The organism is Amycolatopsis sp. TNS106, from assembly GCF_019330265.1.
Taxonomy (GTDB): Bacteria; Actinomycetota; Actinomycetes; order Mycobacteriales; family Pseudonocardiaceae; genus Amycolatopsis; species Amycolatopsis lurida.
In genome coordinates this window covers 1,071,980-1,091,771 of record NZ_CP024972.1, presented here as the reverse complement: position 1 = coordinate 1,091,771, position 19,792 = coordinate 1,071,980, and the positions used below count along the sequence as shown (strand labels likewise).

Below are 19,792 nucleotides of genomic sequence, written 5' to 3'. Positions count from 1 at the left end.
GGACGCGCCGGCGGCAAGGAAGGTTGTCCGGCAGGACGCCCGAAGATCATCCGGCAAGCCCTCTTCCACGCCGACCACATCGACGGCGAGCCCCGAGCAGCCGCGCGTTGACCTGATCCCGGCGGCTCAATCGTGGTCGGGGATCCCGTGCAGGTGATGGTCGGCCGCGTTCATGACCTCCGCCAAGAGACGACGGACGTGTCCGCCGCGGGCCCGGTAGAGGATCCGACGGCCGTCCCGGCGTTGCGAGACCAGCCCGGCCAGCTTGAGCTTGGCCAGATGCTGGGACACCGCCGGGCGCGCGATGGCGACCGCGGCCGACAAGGACGCGACGTCGTACTCCTCGCCGCTGAGCAACCACAGCATCCGCATCCGGGTCGGATCGGCCAGCATCCGCAGCGACGTGGACGCGACCTCGATCCGGTCATCGGGTGGCAGCCGGGTCCACTGATCGCCTGATTCGTCATGTGCGTACATGAGCACCTATCATGGAAGGAGGGGCGGCCAAGAGGAGCGGCGGAGCGTGTCGTTGTTCGGTCATCGGGACTACCGGCATCTGTTCGGGGCACAGCTGGTCGCGCTGTTCGGCACTGGATTGACGACCGTAGCGCTCGGCCTGCTGGCCTACGACCTGGCGGGCGCCGGCGCCGGCGCGGTGCTGGGCACCGCGCTGGCGATCAAGATGATCACCTACGTCACGGTCGCGCCACTCGCCGGGGCCTACGCCGGCCGGGTGCCACGGCGGCTCTTCCTCGTTTCCCTCGACGCCGTCCGCGCGCTCGTCGTCCTCGCCCTGCCCTTCGTCGACCAGGTCTGGCAGATCTACGTCCTGATCGTGGTCCTGCAATCCGCGTCGGCGTCGTTCACCCCGACCTTCCAGGCCGTCCTGCCGGACATCCTGCCCGACGAACGCGACTACACGAAGGCACTCTCGCTCTCGCAGCTGGCCTCGACGATGGAGAGCCTCCTCAGTCCCCTGCTGGCCGCCGCCGCGCTCAGCCTCGTGTCCTTCTCTTGGCTGTTCACCGGGACCTCGATCGGGTTCGCCGCCTCCGCCGCGCTCGTGCTGAGCACCCGCATCCCCGAAGCGACCCGCAGCCACCGTGGCGGACTCCGGGACCGCACCCTCGCCGGGATCAAGATCTTCACCGCGACCCCGCGCCTTCGCGGAACACTCGGCCTCGACGTGACGGTCGCCGCCGTCGGTTCCGTCGTCATGGTCAACACGGTCAACTACGTCCAGGACACCCTCGGCCGATCCCCGGCCGACGTCGCGCTTCTCCTGGCGGGCAACGGCGTCGGCACCATCGTCGTCGCGCTCCTGCTCCCCCGCGCCCTCGACCGGATCCCCGAACGCACCGTCATGCTCACCGGCGGCGGAACCCTCCTCGCCGGAATGACCGGCGGGATCGCGTTGTCCACCGCCGAGACCGGCGGCTGGCGATGGGGCGCCGCGCTCACCGTCTGGGCGATCATCGGCCTCGGCACCGGTCTCGTCCTCACACCCGTCGGCCGGGTCCTGCGCAAGTCCAGCCACCCCGGCGACCGGCCCGCGATCTTCGCCGCCCACTTCTCGCTGTCACACGCCTGCTGGCTGCTCGCGTACCCCCTCGCCGGCTGGCTCGCCACCACCGCCGGATTCACCACCACCTGGCTCTTCCTCGGCGCCCTCGCGCTAATCGGACTCACCGTCGCGATCCGCGCCTGGCCGCGCCGCGACCCCCTTCTTCTCGACCACACCCACCACGGGCCCGTCGATCCCGCACACCTCGCCGACGCCGTCCGAACCGACGACGGCACGTGGCGGCACAGCCACGAGTTCGTCATCGACCAGAACCACCACCGCTGGCCCGTCGACGTTCGTAATTGAGGCGAGTCGACCGTGGCGTGGCTTTCGCGACGTCAGCGGACTGCCCAGGTGGGTTGAGCGCGTGTTGCGAAAGCCACTTTCACAGCACTGAACGTTGGCAAAGCCACTTTCGCAACCCCAGCCGCCACCCACGCGAACCGAGCACATGTCGCGAAAGCCACTTTCGAGACGCGTGATGTCCCGAAAGCGGCTTTCGCGACACCAAAGCCGCCGACGGGCCGGGAGCGGACTGCCCACCCAGAAGACACCATTCCTCAACAAGTGTCCGGCTTGAGCATATGAAAGCCCGCACGGCCGCCGGGGTTCCTTGAGCCTTCGTCACGGCCGGCGTTGCACCCCGGCCCCGAGGGCGACCGGCACCGGCCCGTCGCCCTCGAGCGCCGAGCCGGCTCAGGTCATGGCGACCAGGATCCGCCGCTTGCCGGTGAACGGCTGGCGTCCATGCGCCATCAGCATGTTGTTGATCACCATGATGTCGCCCTGCTGCCACGGGAACGTGTAACTGACCTCGTCGTACGCCGCCTTGATCGTGACGAGGTCCGCCTGCGGGATCGGCGAGCCGTCGGCGAAGAACGCGTTGCGGGGCAGGTCTTCCTCGGGGTACAGCTCCAGCAGCGCCTCGCTGACCTCCTCCCCCAGGCTCGAAACGTGGAACAGGTTGGACTGGTTGAACCACACCGTCGCGCCGGTGTGCGGTTCCTCGACGAAGGACGGACGCACGTGCCGCGTGCGCAGGCCCTCGTCGGTCCACTCGTACGTCTGCCCGTTGCCGGTGCAGTAGTCCTCCACCACCTGGCGGTCGTCGGTCTGGAACGCCTCCTGCCAGGTCAGCCCGAGGCCTTCGCGGAACGCCCGGGTGTAGGTGACGCCGCCCGCGAACCGCTCGCGCAGGTCCGGCGGCAGCAGGCGGTACATCGCACGGCTGTCGGCGATCGGCGTCGCGCCGCCGGTTTCGGCCGCCGTGTCGCACAGGAAGAACAGGCGGTCCGGCCAGTGCGCCGAGTACGAGTTCTCGTTGTGCATCGGGATCGACTCGGCCGCCGGGTACTCCGTCGAGGTGTAGATGTTGCCCGAGACCGCCGAACGCGGCGTCGACCGTTCCGTGTATGTCAGCAGCGAACCGCCGATCTCCTCGGTGACCTGGTTGAACACCGCCAGGTCGGCGGGCATCCCGCGCAGCAGGATCGCGCCGTGCTCGCGCAACCGGTCCTGGAGCACTTCGCGGTGCTCGCGCACCCAGTCCAGGCCCGTGGCCGCGTATACGGTGATCTTCGTGTGTTCGTTGCCCTCGACGTAGTGGGCGCTGTCGAGGTTCGCCGCGAGTTCGGTCATGACTCCTCCAGTTCGAATCGGATCAGCTTGGCGGCCTCGGCGTGCAGCGCGGCGAGGTCTTCGGTGTCGGCGAACCCCGCGGCGAGGACGTTCACCGCGTAGATCTCCTGGTCGTCGGTGAGCAGCTGGCCGGGGCGCACGATGGTGACGACCTCCAGGACCTCGGGCAGGTCGGCGACCTCGTCCGTGCCGTCGACGCGGACCAGCCGCCCGGTGCCCTCGGCGTAGAAGATCAGGTAGCCCACCGGCACCGGCAGGCCCACACCTCGCGCCGGCGGTGGCGTGCCCAGTGCCAGCGACACGGCCTCGGCGATGACGTCGATGCCGGTCGCGAGCTTCAGCAGCACCGGCTGGGCGCCGCCTGCCGGGCGGCCCGCGTTCACCTCGACGATCGTCGGGCCCAGCTCGGCGTCGTCGATCAGCTCCAGGTGCGCGCAGGTGTTGTCCAGGCCCAGGGCGAGCGCGGCGGCCGTCGCCGCCGCGAACAGCCGTTCGGTGTCCTTTTCGGACAGTTCGAGCGGTGGGCAGACCATGCCCAGTTCGAATTTGCGCTCGTCGATCAGCGGCTTTTCCACCACGGCCACCGGCTCCGCGACGCCGTCGCGAACCAGGACGTCGACCGCGTATTCGGGGCCGCGCAGCAGGCCTTCCACGAGGAACACCTTCAGGGGGTCGATCGGTGACGGTCCGCCACCGACGAGCCGGTGGTACCGGGCGTCCTCCGACAGCGGCAACCGCTCGGCCAGCAGCCGGTACGCCGCCGCCAGCTCGTCCACAGTGGACACCGTACGCACGAGATTGCTCGCGGCGCCGTTCACCGGCTTGATGATCGCCGGGAGCCCGACCGCCGCAGCCACCGACGCCGCCTCGTCCGCCGACGAGATCAGCGCGCAGCGCGGCCCCGGCAACCCGGCCGCGGCCAGCACCTGCCGGACCGCGAACTTGTTGTGCGTCACGGTGAACACCGACACCGGGCAGCGTGCGACGCCGAGCAGCTCGGCCGCACGCGCGACGCTCGCGATGATCCCCTCGGCGGCGGTCACCACCCCGGCCGGCCGCGCGGTCCGCGCCCGGATCGCCTCGGCGACGGCTTCGGCGTCACGGACGTCGTCGACGAAAACGAAGCCGTCCACGACCTCCGTCAGTTGTGCCTGCTCGGCCGGCTCCAGGGGCTGCGTGACCAGCTCGGCCCCCAGCCCGGCCGCGCGTACGGCGGCCACGAAGTCGGCGATCCACTGCCCGGTGGTCTCGCAGACGACGAACGCGGTGTTCACACTTCCTCCAGTTCCAGCCGGACGAGCTTGCTCGCCTCCGCGTGCAGGGCGGCGAGATCGTCGTGATCGGCGAACCCGGCCACGACGAGGTTGACCGCGTAGGTCTCCTGTTCGTCGGTGAGCACTTCCCCCGGCGAGACGGTGGTGACGACGTCGATCACCTCGGGCAGCTCGGCGATCTCGTCGAGCCCGCCGATGCCGGTCAACCGGCCCGAACCGGCCGCGTAGAGGATCAGCATGCCCAGCGGGATCGGCAGTTTGGCGGGTTCCCGCACCGGCGGCGGAGCGCCCACCGCGAGCGTCGCCAGCTCGGCGAACACGTCGATACCGGTGCGCAGCTTCGCCAGCAGCGGCATGATCGACCCGGCAGGCCGTCCGGCGTTGACCTCGACGATCGTCGGGCCGTGGTCGGCGTCGTCGATCACCTCGACGTGGGCGCAGGTGTTGTCGAGACCCAGCGCCCGGACGGCGGCGACGGCCGCCGCGGTGACCAGCTCGGCCCGGTCGCCGGTGAGCCCGGCGGGCGGGCACGACAGCGCCAGCTCGAACTTCCGCTCGTCGATCAGCGGCTTGTCGAGGATCTCGACCGGCTCGGCCACCCCGGCACGGACCAGCACGTCCACCGCGTACTCCGGGCCGGACAGCAATCCTTCGACGAGGAACGTCGCCGAAGGGTCCAGTGTCCCCAGTGGACGGTGGTAGCGCGGATCCGCGGACTCGGGCAGTCGCGCGGCAAGCAGCTCGTACGCGGCCGCCAATTCGTCCACAGTGGACACGGTGCGGACGAGGTTGCTGCCCGCCCCGTTGACCGGTTTGACGATCGCCGGGAGCCCGACCGCCGAAGCGACCGATGCCGCCTCGGCGGCCGACGAGATCAGGGTGTGTGCGGGGCCGGGGAGCCCGGCCGCGGCCAGCGCCTCCCGGACGGCGAACTTGTTCGCGCACAAGGCGAACACCGACGCCGGGCACCGTGCCACCCCGAGCAGCTCCGCAGCACGGGCGGTGCTCGCGATGGCGCCGTCCGAGCCGGTGAAGATACCGGCCACCGCGTCGCCGGCGATCTCCCGGACCTTCGCCGCGACGGCTTCCGGGTCGTGGACGTCGTCGAGCGCGACGACGTCGTCCACCAGGCCGTCCAGCGCGGCCCGCTCGGCCGCGTCCATCGGCGGGGCGAGCAGCACCACGCGGTGCCCGGCCGCCCGTATCGCGGGCGCGACCTCGCCGACCCAGTGCCCGCGGGCCTCCCTGACCAGCACTGCCGTACTCATGCGGCTTCCTTCCCCGCGAGCTTGCGCTCTCGTTCCTGCGCCCCCACCAGGTCGTCAGGCAGCGAATCGGGCACTTCGGTGTCGAAGCGGCGCAGCAGCCGCATCGAGAACCCGCCCACGTTGATCAGCAGCAGGATCAGCGCGAAGACGACGTAAGCGAGCCCGATACCCCGGGTCTCCCCTGTGCCGAGCACGGCGCCGACCGAACCGGTCAGCGCGCCGCCCGGCGCCAGCAACGGCGAGAACCAGCCGACGGCCAGCGGCGCCAGCACGGCGAACCCGATCGGCAGCGTCGACCACGTGATCGTCTGGTTGATGGCGAACACCCGGCCGTGGAACCGCTGCGGCACCTTGACCTGCACCAGCGTCGCGTAGATGCCCTGCGACACGGACATCGCGGCGGCGAGGAGGAACACCCCGGCCGCGACGACGATCAGCGACGGCCGCAGGCCCATCACCAGGCTGCCGAGCGCGATCCCGACGTTGCCGACGAGCACGCCGACCATCCGCCGGTGCCGCGGGCCGCCCCACAGCGCCATCCCGATGCCGCCCGCGACCGCGCCGACGGCCTCGGCCAGCGCCACCTGCGCGACGTCGGTGACCGAGCCGAACGACAGCACGAGCGGTGAGAGCAGCACCAGCGCTGGGGCGAGGAAGACGTTCGCCAGCGCGAAGTACAGCAGCATCGTGCGGAAGCCGCGGTGGTTCCACGAGTACCGCAACCCGCCCGCGATCGCCGTCAGCAGCGGTTCGCGCGGGCGCCAGCCCAGCATGTCCGGGAACCGCACCAGCAGCAGGCCCACGATCGCGAACGCGTAGCTCGCCATGTCCAGGATCAGGATCCCGGACAGCTGGATCGTCGCCAGCAGCCCGGCCGCGATCACCGGCATCAGCAGCTGGGCGAATCCGGTGGACAGCTGGGCGAGACCCATCGCGTGTCCGAGGTACTGCTTCGGCACCAGCTGCGCCACCGACGACTGATAGGCGATGCGCTGGAACGAAGCGGCCACCGACCCGAGTGGGATCAGCACGTAGAACAACCACAGCTGGACGTGCCCGGTGATCAGCAGCAACGCCAGTATCAGCTGGATCCCGCCCGCGACGCTGCTGGCCGCGATCATGATCCGCCGCCGGTCACCGCGGTCGACCAGTGCACCGGCCACCGGCAGGACGAGCACACCGAACAGCAGCGCGAGCGCCCACAGCAGGCCGAGGTCGGCGACCGACCCCGTGCGGGTGTAGAGCCAGATCGGCACGGCGAACGACGTCAGCGCCGAGCCGGTCGAGGACACCAGCTGCCCGATGGTGATCGTGACGAACCGGCCCATGCTCGGCCGCACCGCGGGCTTGTCGTCCACGGTGGCCCGATGGGTCTCGTGCACCGCCCAGCCCGCGTCTTCGCCGCGGACCCGGACGTCGAGTTCGCCGGGATCGTCCAGCGCCGGATGCACGCGCGTGACGATCTCCGCGAGTTCCTCGGCCCGGTAGCGCAGGAAGAAGTGCCCCGCCTGGTCGAGCACCACGAGCCCGGTGGTGTCGGTGAGGAACTCCCATTCCCGGTACCGCTCGGCGTAGAAGTCGGTGACCGGGTCCTCGGAGCCGACCACCGACACGATCGGCGCGCGCAGCTTGGCCACGCGGGCGTCGAGCAGGCCGCTGAAGTACTCCTCGGCGGCGCGGCTGTCGGCGCGCATGTTCGTGATGATCCGGTCGGCCTGCGCCGGGTCGAGGTCGTCGGTGTCGACGCCCATGCCCTTGAGCCAGTTCGAGTAGTACCGGTTGCTGCGCAGCTTCTCCAGCCGGGTGCGCAGCGTGCCCACCGGACCCTTCATGCGGGCGAACGGGAAGATCGCGCCGATGTAGACGACTTCCAGCTCGCGGCCGCGCTCTTCGAGCAGCCGGGCGACGGCGACGGCGAGCGCGTTGCCGACCCCGCAGTGGCCGTAGATGGCGAGCGGGCCGTCGACGCGGTCGAGGATCTCGTCGGCCAGCCGCTCGACCAGGTCGTCGAAGGGCAGGGCCTCTTCGGACAGCCCGACGTCGTGGCCGGGGATGGCGACCGAGTAGAGCGAGTAGCCCTCCGGAAGCGCGTCGGCCAGCGGCTGGTAGACGATCGCGCTGCCGCCGCCGTAGGGGAAGCAGACATAGGTCAGCGTCCGCCGCGTCGTCGGCTTGGTCAGCTCGTACAGCAGGTGGCGCGGCCGGTCGGCGTCGTCACCGTCCATGAAGGACGCCAGTTCGCGGATCGTGCGGTGCTGGAACAGGTCCATGACGCCGACCTGGCCCGCGCCCGCCTTGCCGATCCGCGCCACCACCTGGGTGGCCAGCATCGAGTGGCCGCCGAGATCGAAGAAGTCGTCGTCGACGCCCAGCTCGTCCACTTTGAGCACGTCCCGCCAGATTTCGGCCAGCAGGGTCTCGACCGGGGTCGACGGCGCGACCAGTTCCTTGGTCGCGTCCCGTGCCGCGACCGGGGCGGGCAACGCCTTGCGATCGAGCTTGCCGTTCGGGGTGAGCGGCAGCTCGTCGAGCGCGGCGAACGACGGCGGGACCATGTAGTCCGGGAGGCCCTGCTTGAGCGCCGTCCGCAGCACTCCGGGCTCGGCGTCGCCGACGATGTACCCGACCAGCCGTTTGTCTCCCGGCGTGTCCTCGCGGACGATCACGACGGCGTCGCGCACACCCGGCTGGGCGCGCAGGGCAGTCTCGATCTCCCCCAGCTCGATGCGGAGGCCGCGCAGCTTGACCTGGTGATCGATCCGGCCGAGGAACGCGATCGTCCCGTCCGGGCGCCAGTGCGCGAGGTCACCGGTCCGGTACATCCGTCCACTGTGGAACGGATCGGGCACGAACCGCTCCGCCGTGAGCTCCGGGCGGTTGTGGTAGCCCAGGGCGAGGCCGACGCCCGCGATGTGCAGTTCACCGGGTACGCCGACCGGGCATGGCCGCCCGGCACGGTCGAGGACGTAGATCCGGATGTTCTGGATCGGCGCCCCGATCGGCACCGACGCGACCTCGGCGAGCGCGGCGGGGGTGCAGTGCCAGGCGGTGACGTCGATGGCGGCTTCGGTCGGACCGTAGAGGTTGTGCAGCTCGCAGTCCGGCAGGCGCCGGACGAACTCGCGGGCGGCGTCGAGCGGCAGTTCCTCGCCGCTGCACACGACCCGCCGCAACGCCGTGCAGGTCTCGACGCCTTGTTCGGCAAGGAAAAGCGTGAGCATCGACGGCACGAAGTGCGCCGTGGTGATGCCTTCGGACGCGAGCAGCTCCCGCAGGTACGCGGCGTCCTTGTGGCCACCGGGTTCGGCGAGCACGAGCCGCGCACCGGTGATCAGCGGCCAGAAGAACTCCCAGACCGACACGTCGAAGCCGGCCGGGGTCTTCTGCAGCACCGAATCGGTGCCGTCGAGGCGGTACGCGCGCTGCATCCAGTCGAGCCGGTTGGCGATGCCGCGGTGACCGTTGGGCACGCCCTTCGGCTGCCCCGTGGAGCCCGAGGTGTAGATGACGTACGCCGGGTCGTCCGGACCGGCGAGCGGCTCGGGCGGCCCTGCCGTCTCGGCGAGGTCGGCAGTGTCGTCTACGACAACGACGATCGAGTCACCCGGCGGCAGCGTTTCGCGCAACGCGGCCTGCGTCACCACGACAGGCGCGGCCGCGTCCCGCAGCATGAACGCCAGCCGGTCGGCCGGGTACTCCGGGTCGAGCGGGACGTACGCGCCCCCGGCTTTCAGCACGCCGAGAAGCGCGACGACCAGCTCGAACGACCGCTCCGCGAACACCCCGGTGAGCACACCCGGCCCGACGCCGAGGCCACGCAACCGGTGCGCGAGCCGGTTGGCCCGCTCATCCAGCTCGCGGTAGGTCAGCGACGCGCCGCGGAAGGCCACCGCGGGCGCGTCCGGCGTCCGAGCGGCCTGCTCCTCGACGAGCGCGTGGAGCGTGGTCTGCGGGAACTCGGCCGTCGTGGCGTTCCAGCGCTCCAGGACGAGTTCGCGCTGCCCGGCGTCGAGGATGTCCAGTTGGGACAGCCGCCGCTCCGGGTCGGCGACGATCGCGCGCAGCAGCGTGACCAGCCGCCCGGCCATCCCGGCGACCGTGTCCTCGGTGAACAGCGCGGTGTTGTACACGAGCTTGCCGATCAGGCCGCGTTCGACCTCGATCGCGTGGAACTCGAAGTCGAACCGGGTCGCGGGCAGGTCCATCGGCAGCCAGCGGAAGTCCACTTCGGACTCTCCGGCCGTGCCCATCCGGCCCATCTCGTAGTTCTGCAGTACGAACATCGCCTGGAACACCGGCGAGCGACTGACGTCGCGGGGCACGCCGAGCGCGTTCACCAGCCGCTCGAACGGGACGTCGGCGTGCTCGAACGCGTCCAGCACATGCCGCCGGGTCCGTTCGAGCAGCTCGGCGAACGTCGGGTCGTCCGCCAGCTGGGCACGCAGGGGCAGCATGTTGATGAACATGCCCGCCACACCCTCCAGCTCGGGCAGACCGCGCCCGGCCGACGACGAGCCGATCGCGAAGTCCTCCTGGCCCGAGTACCGCGCCAGCAGGACCTGGTAGGCGGCCAGCAGGGTCATGAAGAGCGTGACGCCGTTCCCGCGGCTCAACTCACCGAGTGCGCCGGCGAGCTCACGCTCGACGAAGAACTCGTGGATCGCGCCGTCGAAGCTCTGCTTGGCGGGCCGGGGCCGGTCGGTGGGCAGCTCCAGGGGCTCGACGCCGGCGAGCTGCGCCTTCCAGTGCTCCAGCTGCCGGTCGAGTTCGCCACCGGTGAGCGTGCGGCGCTGCCAGTGCGCGAAGTCGCCGTACCCGATGCTCAGCGCGGGCAGCTCGGCCGTGCCGCCGGTGCTCAGGGCGTGGTACTCCGCGGCGAGGTCACGCAGCAGCAGGTCGACCGACCAGCCGTCGCCCACGATGTGATGCGTGCACAGGACAAGCAGGTGTTCCTCGTCGGACACCCTGGCCAGGGTCGCCCGGAGCAGCGGACCCGTTGCCAGGTCGAACGTCTCGGCCGCGGCGGCGTCGACCGCGGCGCGGGCGGCTTCCTCGCCGCCTGCGTCCACTATGGACAGAGTGACCGATACCGACGATTCGATGTGGACGGTCGGCTGCCCGTCCTCCCCTTCCGGGAAACGCATCCGCAGCGCCTCGTGCCGCGCCGGGAGGGTGTCCAAAGCGGACTGGAGCGCGGCGACGTCGAGCCTGCCGGTCAGCCGGATCGGCACCGGGATGTGGTAGGACCCGGTTCCCGGCGCGAACTGCTCCATGAACCAGACGCGTTCCTGCTGATAGGACAGCGGGACGACGGAGTCGGCGGGGCGCGGCGTGATGGTCGCGGCAGGCTCCGCGCGCCGTCGCAGCCGTCGTTCGAGCAGCGCGCGGCGCGCGGCCGCGCTGGTCTCGTCGATCGCGGTCATGAGAGCTCGCCTTCGGCCAGCTGGCGCTGGACCTCTTCGTCGCTGAGCTGGTCGAGGTCTTCGGAGAGCCGCCGCTCGATCTCGGCGGCGAGCCCGGCGACCGTGGTGAGGGTGAACAACCCCCGCACCGGGATGTCGACCTCGACCTGTTTGCGGATCCGGGCCATCGCGCGGATCGCCAGCAGCGAGTTGCCGCCACGGGCGAAGAAGTCGTCGTCCGCGCCGAGGTCGTCGATGCCGAGCAACTCGCCGAGCACTTCGGCGACGAGTTCTTCGGCCGCGGTCCGGGGGGCGACGTAAGCCGGCGCCTCTCCGGGTTCGGGATCCGGCAACGCGGCCCGGTCGAGCTTGCCGCTCGCCGCCATCGGCAGCGCGTCGAGCGACACGAACCGGGTCGGCACCAGGTAGTCCGGCAACGTCTTCCGCAGGGCGTCGGCCGCGCCCTCGGCGCCGCCGACGACGTAGCCGACGAGCGTGTCGCCGCGAACCGCCACGGCCGCGTCCCGCACTTCCGGCAGCTCACGCAGCGCCGCTTCGACCTCGCCGGGCTCGATGCGGTAGCCGCGCAGCTTCACCTGCTCGTCGATGCGGCCGAGGTAGTCGAGCGTGCCGTCGCGACGCCAGCGGACGAGGTCGCCGGTCGCGTACATCCGGCCGGACGGTCCCTCGACGAACTTTTCGGCGGTCAGGTCCGGCAGCCCGAGGTAACCGCGGGCGAGCTGCGGGCCGGCGACGTACAGCTCGCCCGGGACGCCCGGCGGCACCGGCTGCCGCCGCTCGTCGAGGACGTACACACGGGTGCCGGGCACCGGACGGCCGATCGAGACGGGTCCGGACGGCAGCGTGTCCCCCGGTTCGATCCGGTGCACGACGCAGCCGACGGTGGCCTCGGTCGGGCCGTATTCGTTGACGACGAGCGTGCCGGGGTGCCGCTCCCGCCACGGCTGGACGGCCTCGGCGGTCAGCGCTTCACCGCCGAGCACAAGCTCACCCGTCGGGAACAGCTCCTCGGCGAGGACGGCGAGGTGCGTCGGGGTCGCCTTGACGAACGTCGGGCGGCCGCCGTCGACCACCGCGCCCCCGGCGGTGAGGGTGCCGAGCAGCGTCGTCACGGTGAGGTCGAACGACGCCGACGTGTGCAGCAGCGCCCGTCCGGCCAGGCCGGGGTACGCCTCACGAGCCCACGCCAGATACGTGTCGACGGCCTGGTGTTCCACCTCGACGCCCTTGGGCCGCCCCGTCGAGCCCGACGTGTAGATCACGTAGGCGACATCGCCCGGTCCGGCCGCCGGTTCCGGATCCTCGGTGGCCGCGACCGACCACTCCGCCGGGTCGTCAAGGGCCAGCGTCTTGGTGTCCAAAGAGGACTCACCGGTGACCAGCACGAACGGGACTCCCGCGTCGGCGAGGATCAGCGCCTGCCTCGGGGCCGGGTTGGCCGGGTCGAGCGGGACGTAGGCTGCGCCGCTCTTCAGCACACCGAGCACACCGGTCAGCAGCTCCGCCGAGTTCGGCACGCACACGCCCACGACAGTGCCGGGACCGGCGCCCAGCTCACGCAGCCGGTGGGCGACGCGGTTGGCTCGCGCGTTCAGCTCGGCATACGTCAAGCGAACCCCGCCGAAGTCGACGGCGGGTGCGTCCGGGGTCCGCCGCGCCTGGTCCTCGAATCGGGCGTGCACGGTCTTCGCGTCCGAAGTGGACACTGCCGGGTTCCACCCGGTCAGGACCAGTTCACGCTCGGCGTCCGACAGCAGCGGCAGTTCCGCGACCGACTGTGCCGGGTCGGCGACCGCCGCGCTCAGCAGCCGCACGTAGCGCTCGGCCACGGCTTCGGCGGTCTCGCGGTCGAACAGGTCGGTGCGGTAGACGAGCCTGCCGTCCACAGCGGTCAGGTCGATCGCGATGTCGTCCTTCGCGGTGGCCGAGCGGATCGGTTCCAGCCCCGAGTCGGGCAAAAAGTTGAACCCCAGCTGGTACAGCGCCTGCACGCCGGGATCTCGTTCGGCCCCGACCGCCTCGGCGACCGCCTGGAACGGCACCTGGCTGTGGTCGATCGCCTCCAGCACCGTGGTCCGCACCCGGCCGACCAGCTCGGCGAACGCGGGCGCGCCCGAGCAGTCGACGCGCACGGCCATCTGGTTGACGAACATGCCGATCAGGTCGGCAAGCTCGGGCAGGTCGCGGCCCGCGACCGGGACGCCGACGACGATGTCGTCCACTCTGGACAGTCGTGACAGGAGCGCCGCGTAGCCGGCCAGCAGCACCATGAACGGCGACGCCGACAGCTCCCGGCTCAGCTCGCCGACCCGGTCGATGAGACCGTCCGGGAGGGTGAAGTGCACCTGGTCCCCGGCGAACGTCAGTTCCGACGGCCGCGGCCGGTCGGTGGGCAGACCGTGCACCGGCGGCAGCCCGGCGAGCTGCTTTCGCCAGTAGTCCAGCTGTCCGCTGGACGTTTCGAGCTGCCCGCGCTGCCAGGCCGAGTAGTCCGGGTACTGGATGGACAGCTCGGGCAGCTTCGGCTCACGGCCCTCGAACACGGCATCGCACGCCTCGCCAAGTTCCGTGCCGAGCACCAGCACCGAGCCGGCGTCGAACACGGTGTGGTGCACGACGAACGTGAGCACCCACTCGTCGTCGGCCATGCGGCACACCTGGGCCCGCCACGGCGGCGGCGAGTCGAGCGGGATGGCCTCGCGCGACACCTCACCGACGAGTTCGGCGAGCCGGTCGTCGCGGGCGCCGTCGGGCAGGTTGCGCAGGTCGTGCACCTCGGGCTCGATCGGCACCTCGGCGTGCACCACCTGCAGGAGCGCGCCGCCGTCCATGCGGAACGACGTACGCAGCGCTTCATGCCGCCCGACGATGAGGCCGAGCGCGGCGCGCCACTGCTCCGCGGTCAGCGGGCGGTCCAGCCGGGCCTGACAGTGCAGGTTGTACACCGGGGACGCCGGGTCGAGCTGGCCGGACAGCCAGATCCGCTCCTGCCCGAACGAGGCCGGGAACGTCCATTCCTTCGTGTCGCTCATGATTTCCTGTTCTCAATGTCTGTTGGTGAACCCGCGCTCGCGATCGAGAGGTGAGTCAAAGGTGACGTCGATTGGGGGGTGTGTGGAAACAGGGACGTTGAGTGTCCCTATTTCCACACACCTCTCCTGAACCGGTCGTGACAGGGACGGTCTCGCCGGACCGTGTGGATTTCGGGTCGGCCAACGCACCGAAATCCACACAGTCCGGCACCGCACCCGAACACGAGACCTTCGCTTTACCCTCGATGACCTTCATCGCTTCAGCGTTCGAGCTTCGGGATGGTGGCCCGGGCGGATTCGACCGGCGCCTCGGCCTTGTCGGCGCGCAACTCCTCGATCCGCTCGACCAGGGTGGCCACTGTGGACGCTTCGAACAGCGTCTTCATCGCCAGCCGCGTGCCGGTGGCCTTGCGCACCTGGGCGATGAGCTGGATGGCGACCAGCGAGTTGCCACCGAGGGCGAAGAAGTCGTCGTGGATGCCGATCCTCTCCACGCCGAGCAGCTCGGTCCACTGGCGGGCGATCTCGGCCTCCAGGTCGGTGCGCGGGGCGACGTAGTCGTCCTCCGACACCTTCACCGCCGCTTCCTCGGGTTCGTCCAGCTCCTCGACGGTGACTTGCCGCTCGATCAGCTCCCGCACCGGCAGCGTGCTGATCACCACCTGACCGCCGAGACCCGGTGACAACGCCCGGACGAACGCCTCGGCCCCGTCCACCGGCCGGATCCCGGTCGACGTCTTGTCCACAGTGGACACAGTGGTCACTGTCGACGTCGCGGCCAGGCCGCCGCCGACGGCCTCCTGATCCACTTGCCGCAGCACGAAGTCCTCGATCGTGACGAGCACGCGGCCGGTCTCGTCGCACAGCGAGAGGTCGGCCGCCACCACCTGGTCGCCGCCGGAGTCGCGGTAGCGCAGGTGGCTGCGGAAACTCGCCGGGAGCGCATCGTGCACGACGATCCGGCCGTAGCTCATCGGCAGGTAGGTGCCGCTCCCCCGGCCGCGGCCGAACGCGGTCGCGACGTCCAGCAGTGCCGGGTGCAGACCCCACGAGCCGACGTCGCCCGCCGCCGCGCCGGGAGCCGTGATCGTGGCCAGCTCTTCCTGTGCGCCGATGCGGTGTTCGCGCAGCGCCGCCCAGCGCGGGCCGAAGGTGACCATGCTGGTGCGGCCGGAGCCGAAGCCGTTCCCGTCGTCGATCGGCTCGGTCCGTCCGGTCACCGCCTCGATGTCCACTGTGGACGTCGAGCCGCCGGCGACCCATCCCGCGGAACCGCGCACGTGCGTCCGGCTCGCGCCGGCGACGTGGCTGGTCACGGTGAAGTCGTCGCCGTCGAACTCCACGCGGTACTCCGCGGTGGCACCGTCCGGGACCCCGAACGGCTCGAGGAACGCGACGTCCCGCAGCTCGACGACGTACCCGTCACCGGGCTTCGGCAGCGCCGCGGCCACCGCCGCGCGGACGATCTCCAGGTGTCCCGTCCCCGGCACCACCGGCACCCCGGCGATCCGGTGCTCGTCGAGCAACCAGTGCGTGGCCGCCGAGACGAGCCCGTGCGCGCCGTCCTCGGTGCGCGTGGTGAGCACCGGATGCTCGACCGGGCCGAGTGCCCGTGACCGGGCGGTGCGGATCGTGGTCGGCGCGGCCACTTCCGCGGCCATGCCGACCTCTTCCCAGCCACCCCAGGCGTGCGAGACGAGCCGCGCCCGCCAGCCGTGGCCGCCCCGCGCGTAGGCGTCGAGGAAGTTGTTGGCGGCGCAGTAGTCGACCTGCCCGATGCCGCCCGCCACCGCGGTGATCGACGAGCACAGCGCGACGAAGTCCATCGGCAGGTCGGCGAACGCCTCGGCCAGCGCCAGCGTTCCGGCGATCTTCGGGGCCAGCACGGCCTCCGCCGCGGCCCGCTCCTTCACCTCGGCGACACCACCACCGGGCAGCCCGGCGGCGTGCACGATCCCGTCGAGGCCGCCGAACTCGCGCTCGGCCAGCTCACGCACCTCGCGCAGGCGCGCCGCGTCGGTGACGTCGGCGGCGGCGACGTGCACCACCGCGCCCGCGGCCTCCATCCGCCGCACGGCGAGCATCGTGCGCCCGGCGCGGTCGGTGCCGCCGTGCGCGGCGAGGTGCGCGTCCCACTCCTCCCGAGGCGGCAGCCCGGTGCGGGCGAGCAGCACGAGCTTCGCCCGCACCCGGCGGGCGAGATCCTCGGCGAGCGTGATGCCGATGCCGCCGGTCCCGCCCGTGATCAGGTACCGGCCGCCGTCCCGCAACACCGGCTCGGCGGCCGCGGGCAGTTCGAGCTGGGTGTAGTCCAGCACCCAGCGACGGCCGGAGCGCAACGCGACCTCGGCCGCCGCGTCGGCCGGGCGGAACAGTTCGGCGATGGTGTCCGGCACGCGGTCCGCATCGATCCGGCGCACCACGGTGCCGGGGATCTCCAGTGGCACCACCCGCGCGATACCGGCGAGGGTCGCGTGCTCGGGGCGGGTCAGGTCGGTGCCGGTGACATCGGCGGTGCCGGTGCTCACCACGTCGATCCGCACCGGCTCGCCCCAGGCCTGGACGAGGTTGAGCAGGCTGAAGAAACCGTGGTCCTGTGCGGCCATGCCGCGCTCTTCCCCGGCCAGCGTCCAGGCGTGCACGACCCGCTCGGGCCGGGCGGGCAGCGCGGCCACGAGCGCGTCGTAGTCCTCGCGCACCCCGGGCCGGACGGTGAACCCGGTCTCCGTCGCGGCGAACCCGTCACCGGGACGCACCTCGGTGACCGTCACGCCTGCGTCGCGCAGCAATCCGGGCAGGACGTCGTCGGCGGCGAAAACGAGGGCGTTCGCGAAGGGCTCGCGTCTCAGGTCCGGTTCCGCCTGCCGCCACGCCGGGACCGCGAACCACTCGGACAGGGGCAGCGGACCGCTCCGCCGCGCGGGCTGGGTGGCCGTGGCCGGGTCCGGATCGACCCAGTACCGCTTGCGCGCGTACGGGTAGCCGGGCAGCGGTACCCGATGGCCGGGTGCGCCGAACATGCGCGGTTCCAGGGAAACCCCGTTCGTCCACAAGAGACCGGCGGCGCCGTACAGCGTTTCGACGTCGCCGATCCGCTCGGTGCGGCCCGGCAGGCTCGGCTGCGGCGCGGGCATGCCCTTCGGCACCTGGCCGCGGGCCAGCCCGGACAGCTGATGGCCCGGGCCGCATTCGAGGAGCGCCCAGCGGCCGCCGCGCGCGAACAGGTTCTTGACGCAGTCGCCGAACCGGACGGCCTGACGCAGGTGGGACGCCCAGTAGGCGGGGTCGGTGGCCTGGGCGTCGGTGATCCAGTCGCCGGTGACGTTCGAGAGGAACGGCCGCGCGGGCGCGGTACGGGTGACGGCGGCGACGGCCGCGGTGAACTCGGCGAGGATCGGGTCCATCATCGGCGAGTGGAAGGCATGCGACGTCACCAGTTCGCGGCACTGGACGCCGCCGGCCTTGAGCGTCGCCGCGAAGTCCGCGACCGCGTCCGACGGCCCGGCCACGACGCACGTGCCCGGCCCGTTCACCCCGGCGACCGCGAGGGTGTCGGGCAGCCGAGTAGCGACACTCTCCTCGTCGAGCTGGACGGCCAGCATCGCCCCGGCGGGCATCGACTGCATCAGACGGCCGCGCGTGGCGACCAGGTTCAGCGCGTCCGGCAGGGTGAAGACCCCGGCGACGGTGGCGGCGACGTACTCGCCGACCGAGTGGCCGATCATCGCCGTGGGCCGCACACCCCAGCTCTGCCACAGCCTCGCCAGCGCGTACTCGACGACGAACAGCGCGGGCTGGGTCACGCGGGTTTCCCGCAGCGCCTGCTCGCCACCGCGACCGAAGATCAGCTCGCGCAACTCCGGCAGCTCGGATTCGAGCAGCCGCAGGCACTCGTCGACGGCCGCGGCGAACACCGGCTCGGCCTCGTACAGCTCCGCGCCCATCCCGGCGTATTGGGAACCCTGGCCGGGGAACAGGAAGGCCACGTTCGTCTCCGCGGCCTGCGCGGACACCAGGCGCCGCGGATCCCGCAGCCCGTCGACCGCGTCCTCCGTGTCACGGGCGACGACGACCGCGCGGTGCGGGTACTCGGTGCGCCCGGCGGCCAGCGTGTGGGCCACGTCGGCGAGGTCGAGGTCGACGTCCCCGGCCAGCCGCTCGGCCAGCCGGTCGACCGCGGCGGAGAGCGCTTCCGCGGTGTTGGCCGACACCCGCAGCAGGTGCGCCGGGTGCGGTGTCCGGGACCAGTCGAGGACCGGCGCCTCCTCCAGCACGACGTGCGCGTTGGTGCCGCCGACGCCGAAGGAGCTGACGCCCGCCCGCCTCGGTGCCTGGCCCGCCTCCCACTTCGTCACCTCGCGCGCCGGGTAGAACGGGCTCGCCGGGAAGTCGATACCCGGGTTGGGCTCGTGGTAGTTGATGGTCGGCGGGATCAGCCCGTGCTCCATGACGAGTACGGCCTTGATCAACGAGACCACACCGGCCGCCTGCGACAGGTGCCCGATGTTGGACTTCACCGAGCCGATGGCGCACCAGCCGGTGTCCGCGACCCTGTCCCCGTACACAGTGGACAGTGCGGTGATCTCCATCGGGTCGCCCAGCGCGGTCCCGGTGCCGTGCGCCTCGACGTAGCCGATGGTGCGCGGATCGACACCGGCCATGCCGACGGCCTGCGCGATCGCCTCGGTCTGCCCGGACACGCTCGGCGCGGAGAAGCCCACCTTGGTGGCGCCGTCGTTGTTGATCGCGTTGCCCAGCACGACGCCCCGGATGTGGTCACCGTCCTCGATCGCCTGGGACAGCCGCTTCACCAGCACGACGCCGACACCGCTGCTCCAGACCGTGCCGTTGGCGCCGGCGTCGAACGTGCGCACGTGGCCGTCCGGCGAAGTGAAGCCGTCGACGCCCATGTAGCCGACGCCGTGCGGCATCTCCAGGTTGACCCCGCCCGCCAGCGCCATGTCGCATTCGCCGTTGCGCAGCGCCTCGCAGGCCAGGTGTACCGCGACCAGGGACGTCGAGCAGGCGGTGAACACCGCGAGGCTCGGGCCGCGCAGGTTGAGCTTGTACGACACCGAGGTCGTCAGGTAGCTCGGCTGGTTGCCGGTCGAGATGCCGATACCGCCGTGCTGAGAGGCGAGGAGCCGCTCGTTGCGCATCAGGTTCTCGGTCAGGTATCCGGTGCCCCCGGATCCGCCGTAGACGCCGATCGCGCCGTCGAACCGGGCCGGGTCGTAGCCCGCGTCGGTCAGCGCGGCGTGGCACGACTGGAGGAACAACCGATGCTGCGGGTCGGTGATCTCGGCTTCGCGGCTGGTCATGCCGAACAGCTCGGCGTCGAACTCGTCGAAGCCGTCGACCATCGCGGTGGCGTTCACCCAGCTCGGATCGTCCACGGTGTCCGGTGCGGCGCCGCGGGCGATCATCTCTTCACGGGTGGCGGGCACGATCGACTCGACACCGTCGACGAGGTTGCGCCAGAACTGCCGCGCGTCACGCGCGCCGGGCACGCGAATGTCGAGTCCGACGATCGCGATCGGTTCGGCTCCGGGATCGCCGGCGCCGGTTTCGGGAAGGTGGGTCACGGTGGTGC

At 71.3% G+C, this 19,792-nt stretch carries 8 protein-coding genes; 1 reads left to right on the top strand and 7 read right to left on the bottom strand.

All coding sequences use genetic code 11. The features are described 5' to 3' along the window. Nucleotides 1-126: 126 nt before the first annotated feature. Nucleotides 127-477 carry a metalloregulator ArsR/SmtB family transcription factor gene (locus CVV72_RS04955; RefSeq protein ID WP_034307973.1) on the bottom strand — a complete coding sequence of 117 codons (351 nt, stop codon included), beginning with the start codon at nucleotides 475-477 and terminating at the stop codon, nucleotides 127-129. Here CVV72_RS04955 and CVV72_RS04950 point away from each other — a divergent pair. Continuing rightward, on the top strand, nucleotides 476-1,870 hold the full coding sequence (locus tag CVV72_RS04950) for an MFS transporter (protein WP_219151240.1): 1,395 nt from the start codon (nucleotides 476-478) through the stop codon (nucleotides 1,868-1,870). The genes CVV72_RS04955 and CVV72_RS04950 overlap by 2 nt on opposite strands. A 390-nt stretch (nucleotides 1,871-2,260) precedes the next feature. Here the strand turns inward: CVV72_RS04950 and CVV72_RS04945 are convergent, their stop codons facing one another. The 6 genes from CVV72_RS04945 to CVV72_RS04920 all read right to left on the bottom strand — a co-directional run bounded on the left by CVV72_RS04945 (nucleotide 2,261) and on the right by CVV72_RS04920 (nucleotide 19,784). Continuing rightward, entirely contained in the window at nucleotides 2,261-3,202 is a 942-nt protein-coding gene (locus tag CVV72_RS04945; RefSeq protein ID WP_219151239.1) for a TauD/TfdA family dioxygenase, read from the bottom strand. Continuing rightward, nucleotides 3,199-4,476 carry an ATP-grasp domain-containing protein gene (locus tag CVV72_RS04940; protein WP_219151238.1) on the bottom strand — a complete coding sequence of 426 codons (1,278 nt, stop codon included), beginning with the start codon at nucleotides 4,474-4,476 and terminating at the stop codon, nucleotides 3,199-3,201. Before CVV72_RS04940 ends, CVV72_RS04945 begins: the two co-directional genes overlap by 4 nt. Further along, the gene (locus tag CVV72_RS04935; protein WP_219151237.1) at nucleotides 4,473-5,744 is read right to left on the bottom strand and encodes an ATP-grasp domain-containing protein; all 1,272 of its coding nucleotides are present in this window, start codon (nucleotides 5,742-5,744) and stop codon (nucleotides 4,473-4,475) included. Before CVV72_RS04935 ends, CVV72_RS04940 begins: the two co-directional genes overlap by 4 nt. Next, a complete protein-coding gene (locus tag CVV72_RS04930) occupies nucleotides 5,741-11,167 on the bottom strand; it encodes a non-ribosomal peptide synthetase/MFS transporter (protein WP_219151236.1) in 5,427 nt (1,808 codons plus the stop codon). The genes CVV72_RS04935 and CVV72_RS04930 overlap by 4 nt, the downstream gene beginning before the upstream one ends. Continuing rightward, complete coding sequence (locus tag CVV72_RS04925) at nucleotides 11,164-14,199, bottom strand: non-ribosomal peptide synthetase (RefSeq protein ID WP_219151235.1); 3,036 nt, start codon at nucleotides 14,197-14,199, stop codon at nucleotides 11,164-11,166. The genes CVV72_RS04930 and CVV72_RS04925 overlap by 4 nt, the downstream gene beginning before the upstream one ends. 260 nt (nucleotides 14,200-14,459) lie before the next feature. Then, nucleotides 14,460-19,784 carry a type I polyketide synthase gene (locus CVV72_RS04920; protein WP_219151234.1) on the bottom strand — a complete coding sequence of 1,775 codons (5,325 nt, stop codon included), beginning with the start codon at nucleotides 19,782-19,784 and terminating at the stop codon, nucleotides 14,460-14,462. Nucleotides 19,785-19,792 lie beyond the last annotated feature (8 nt).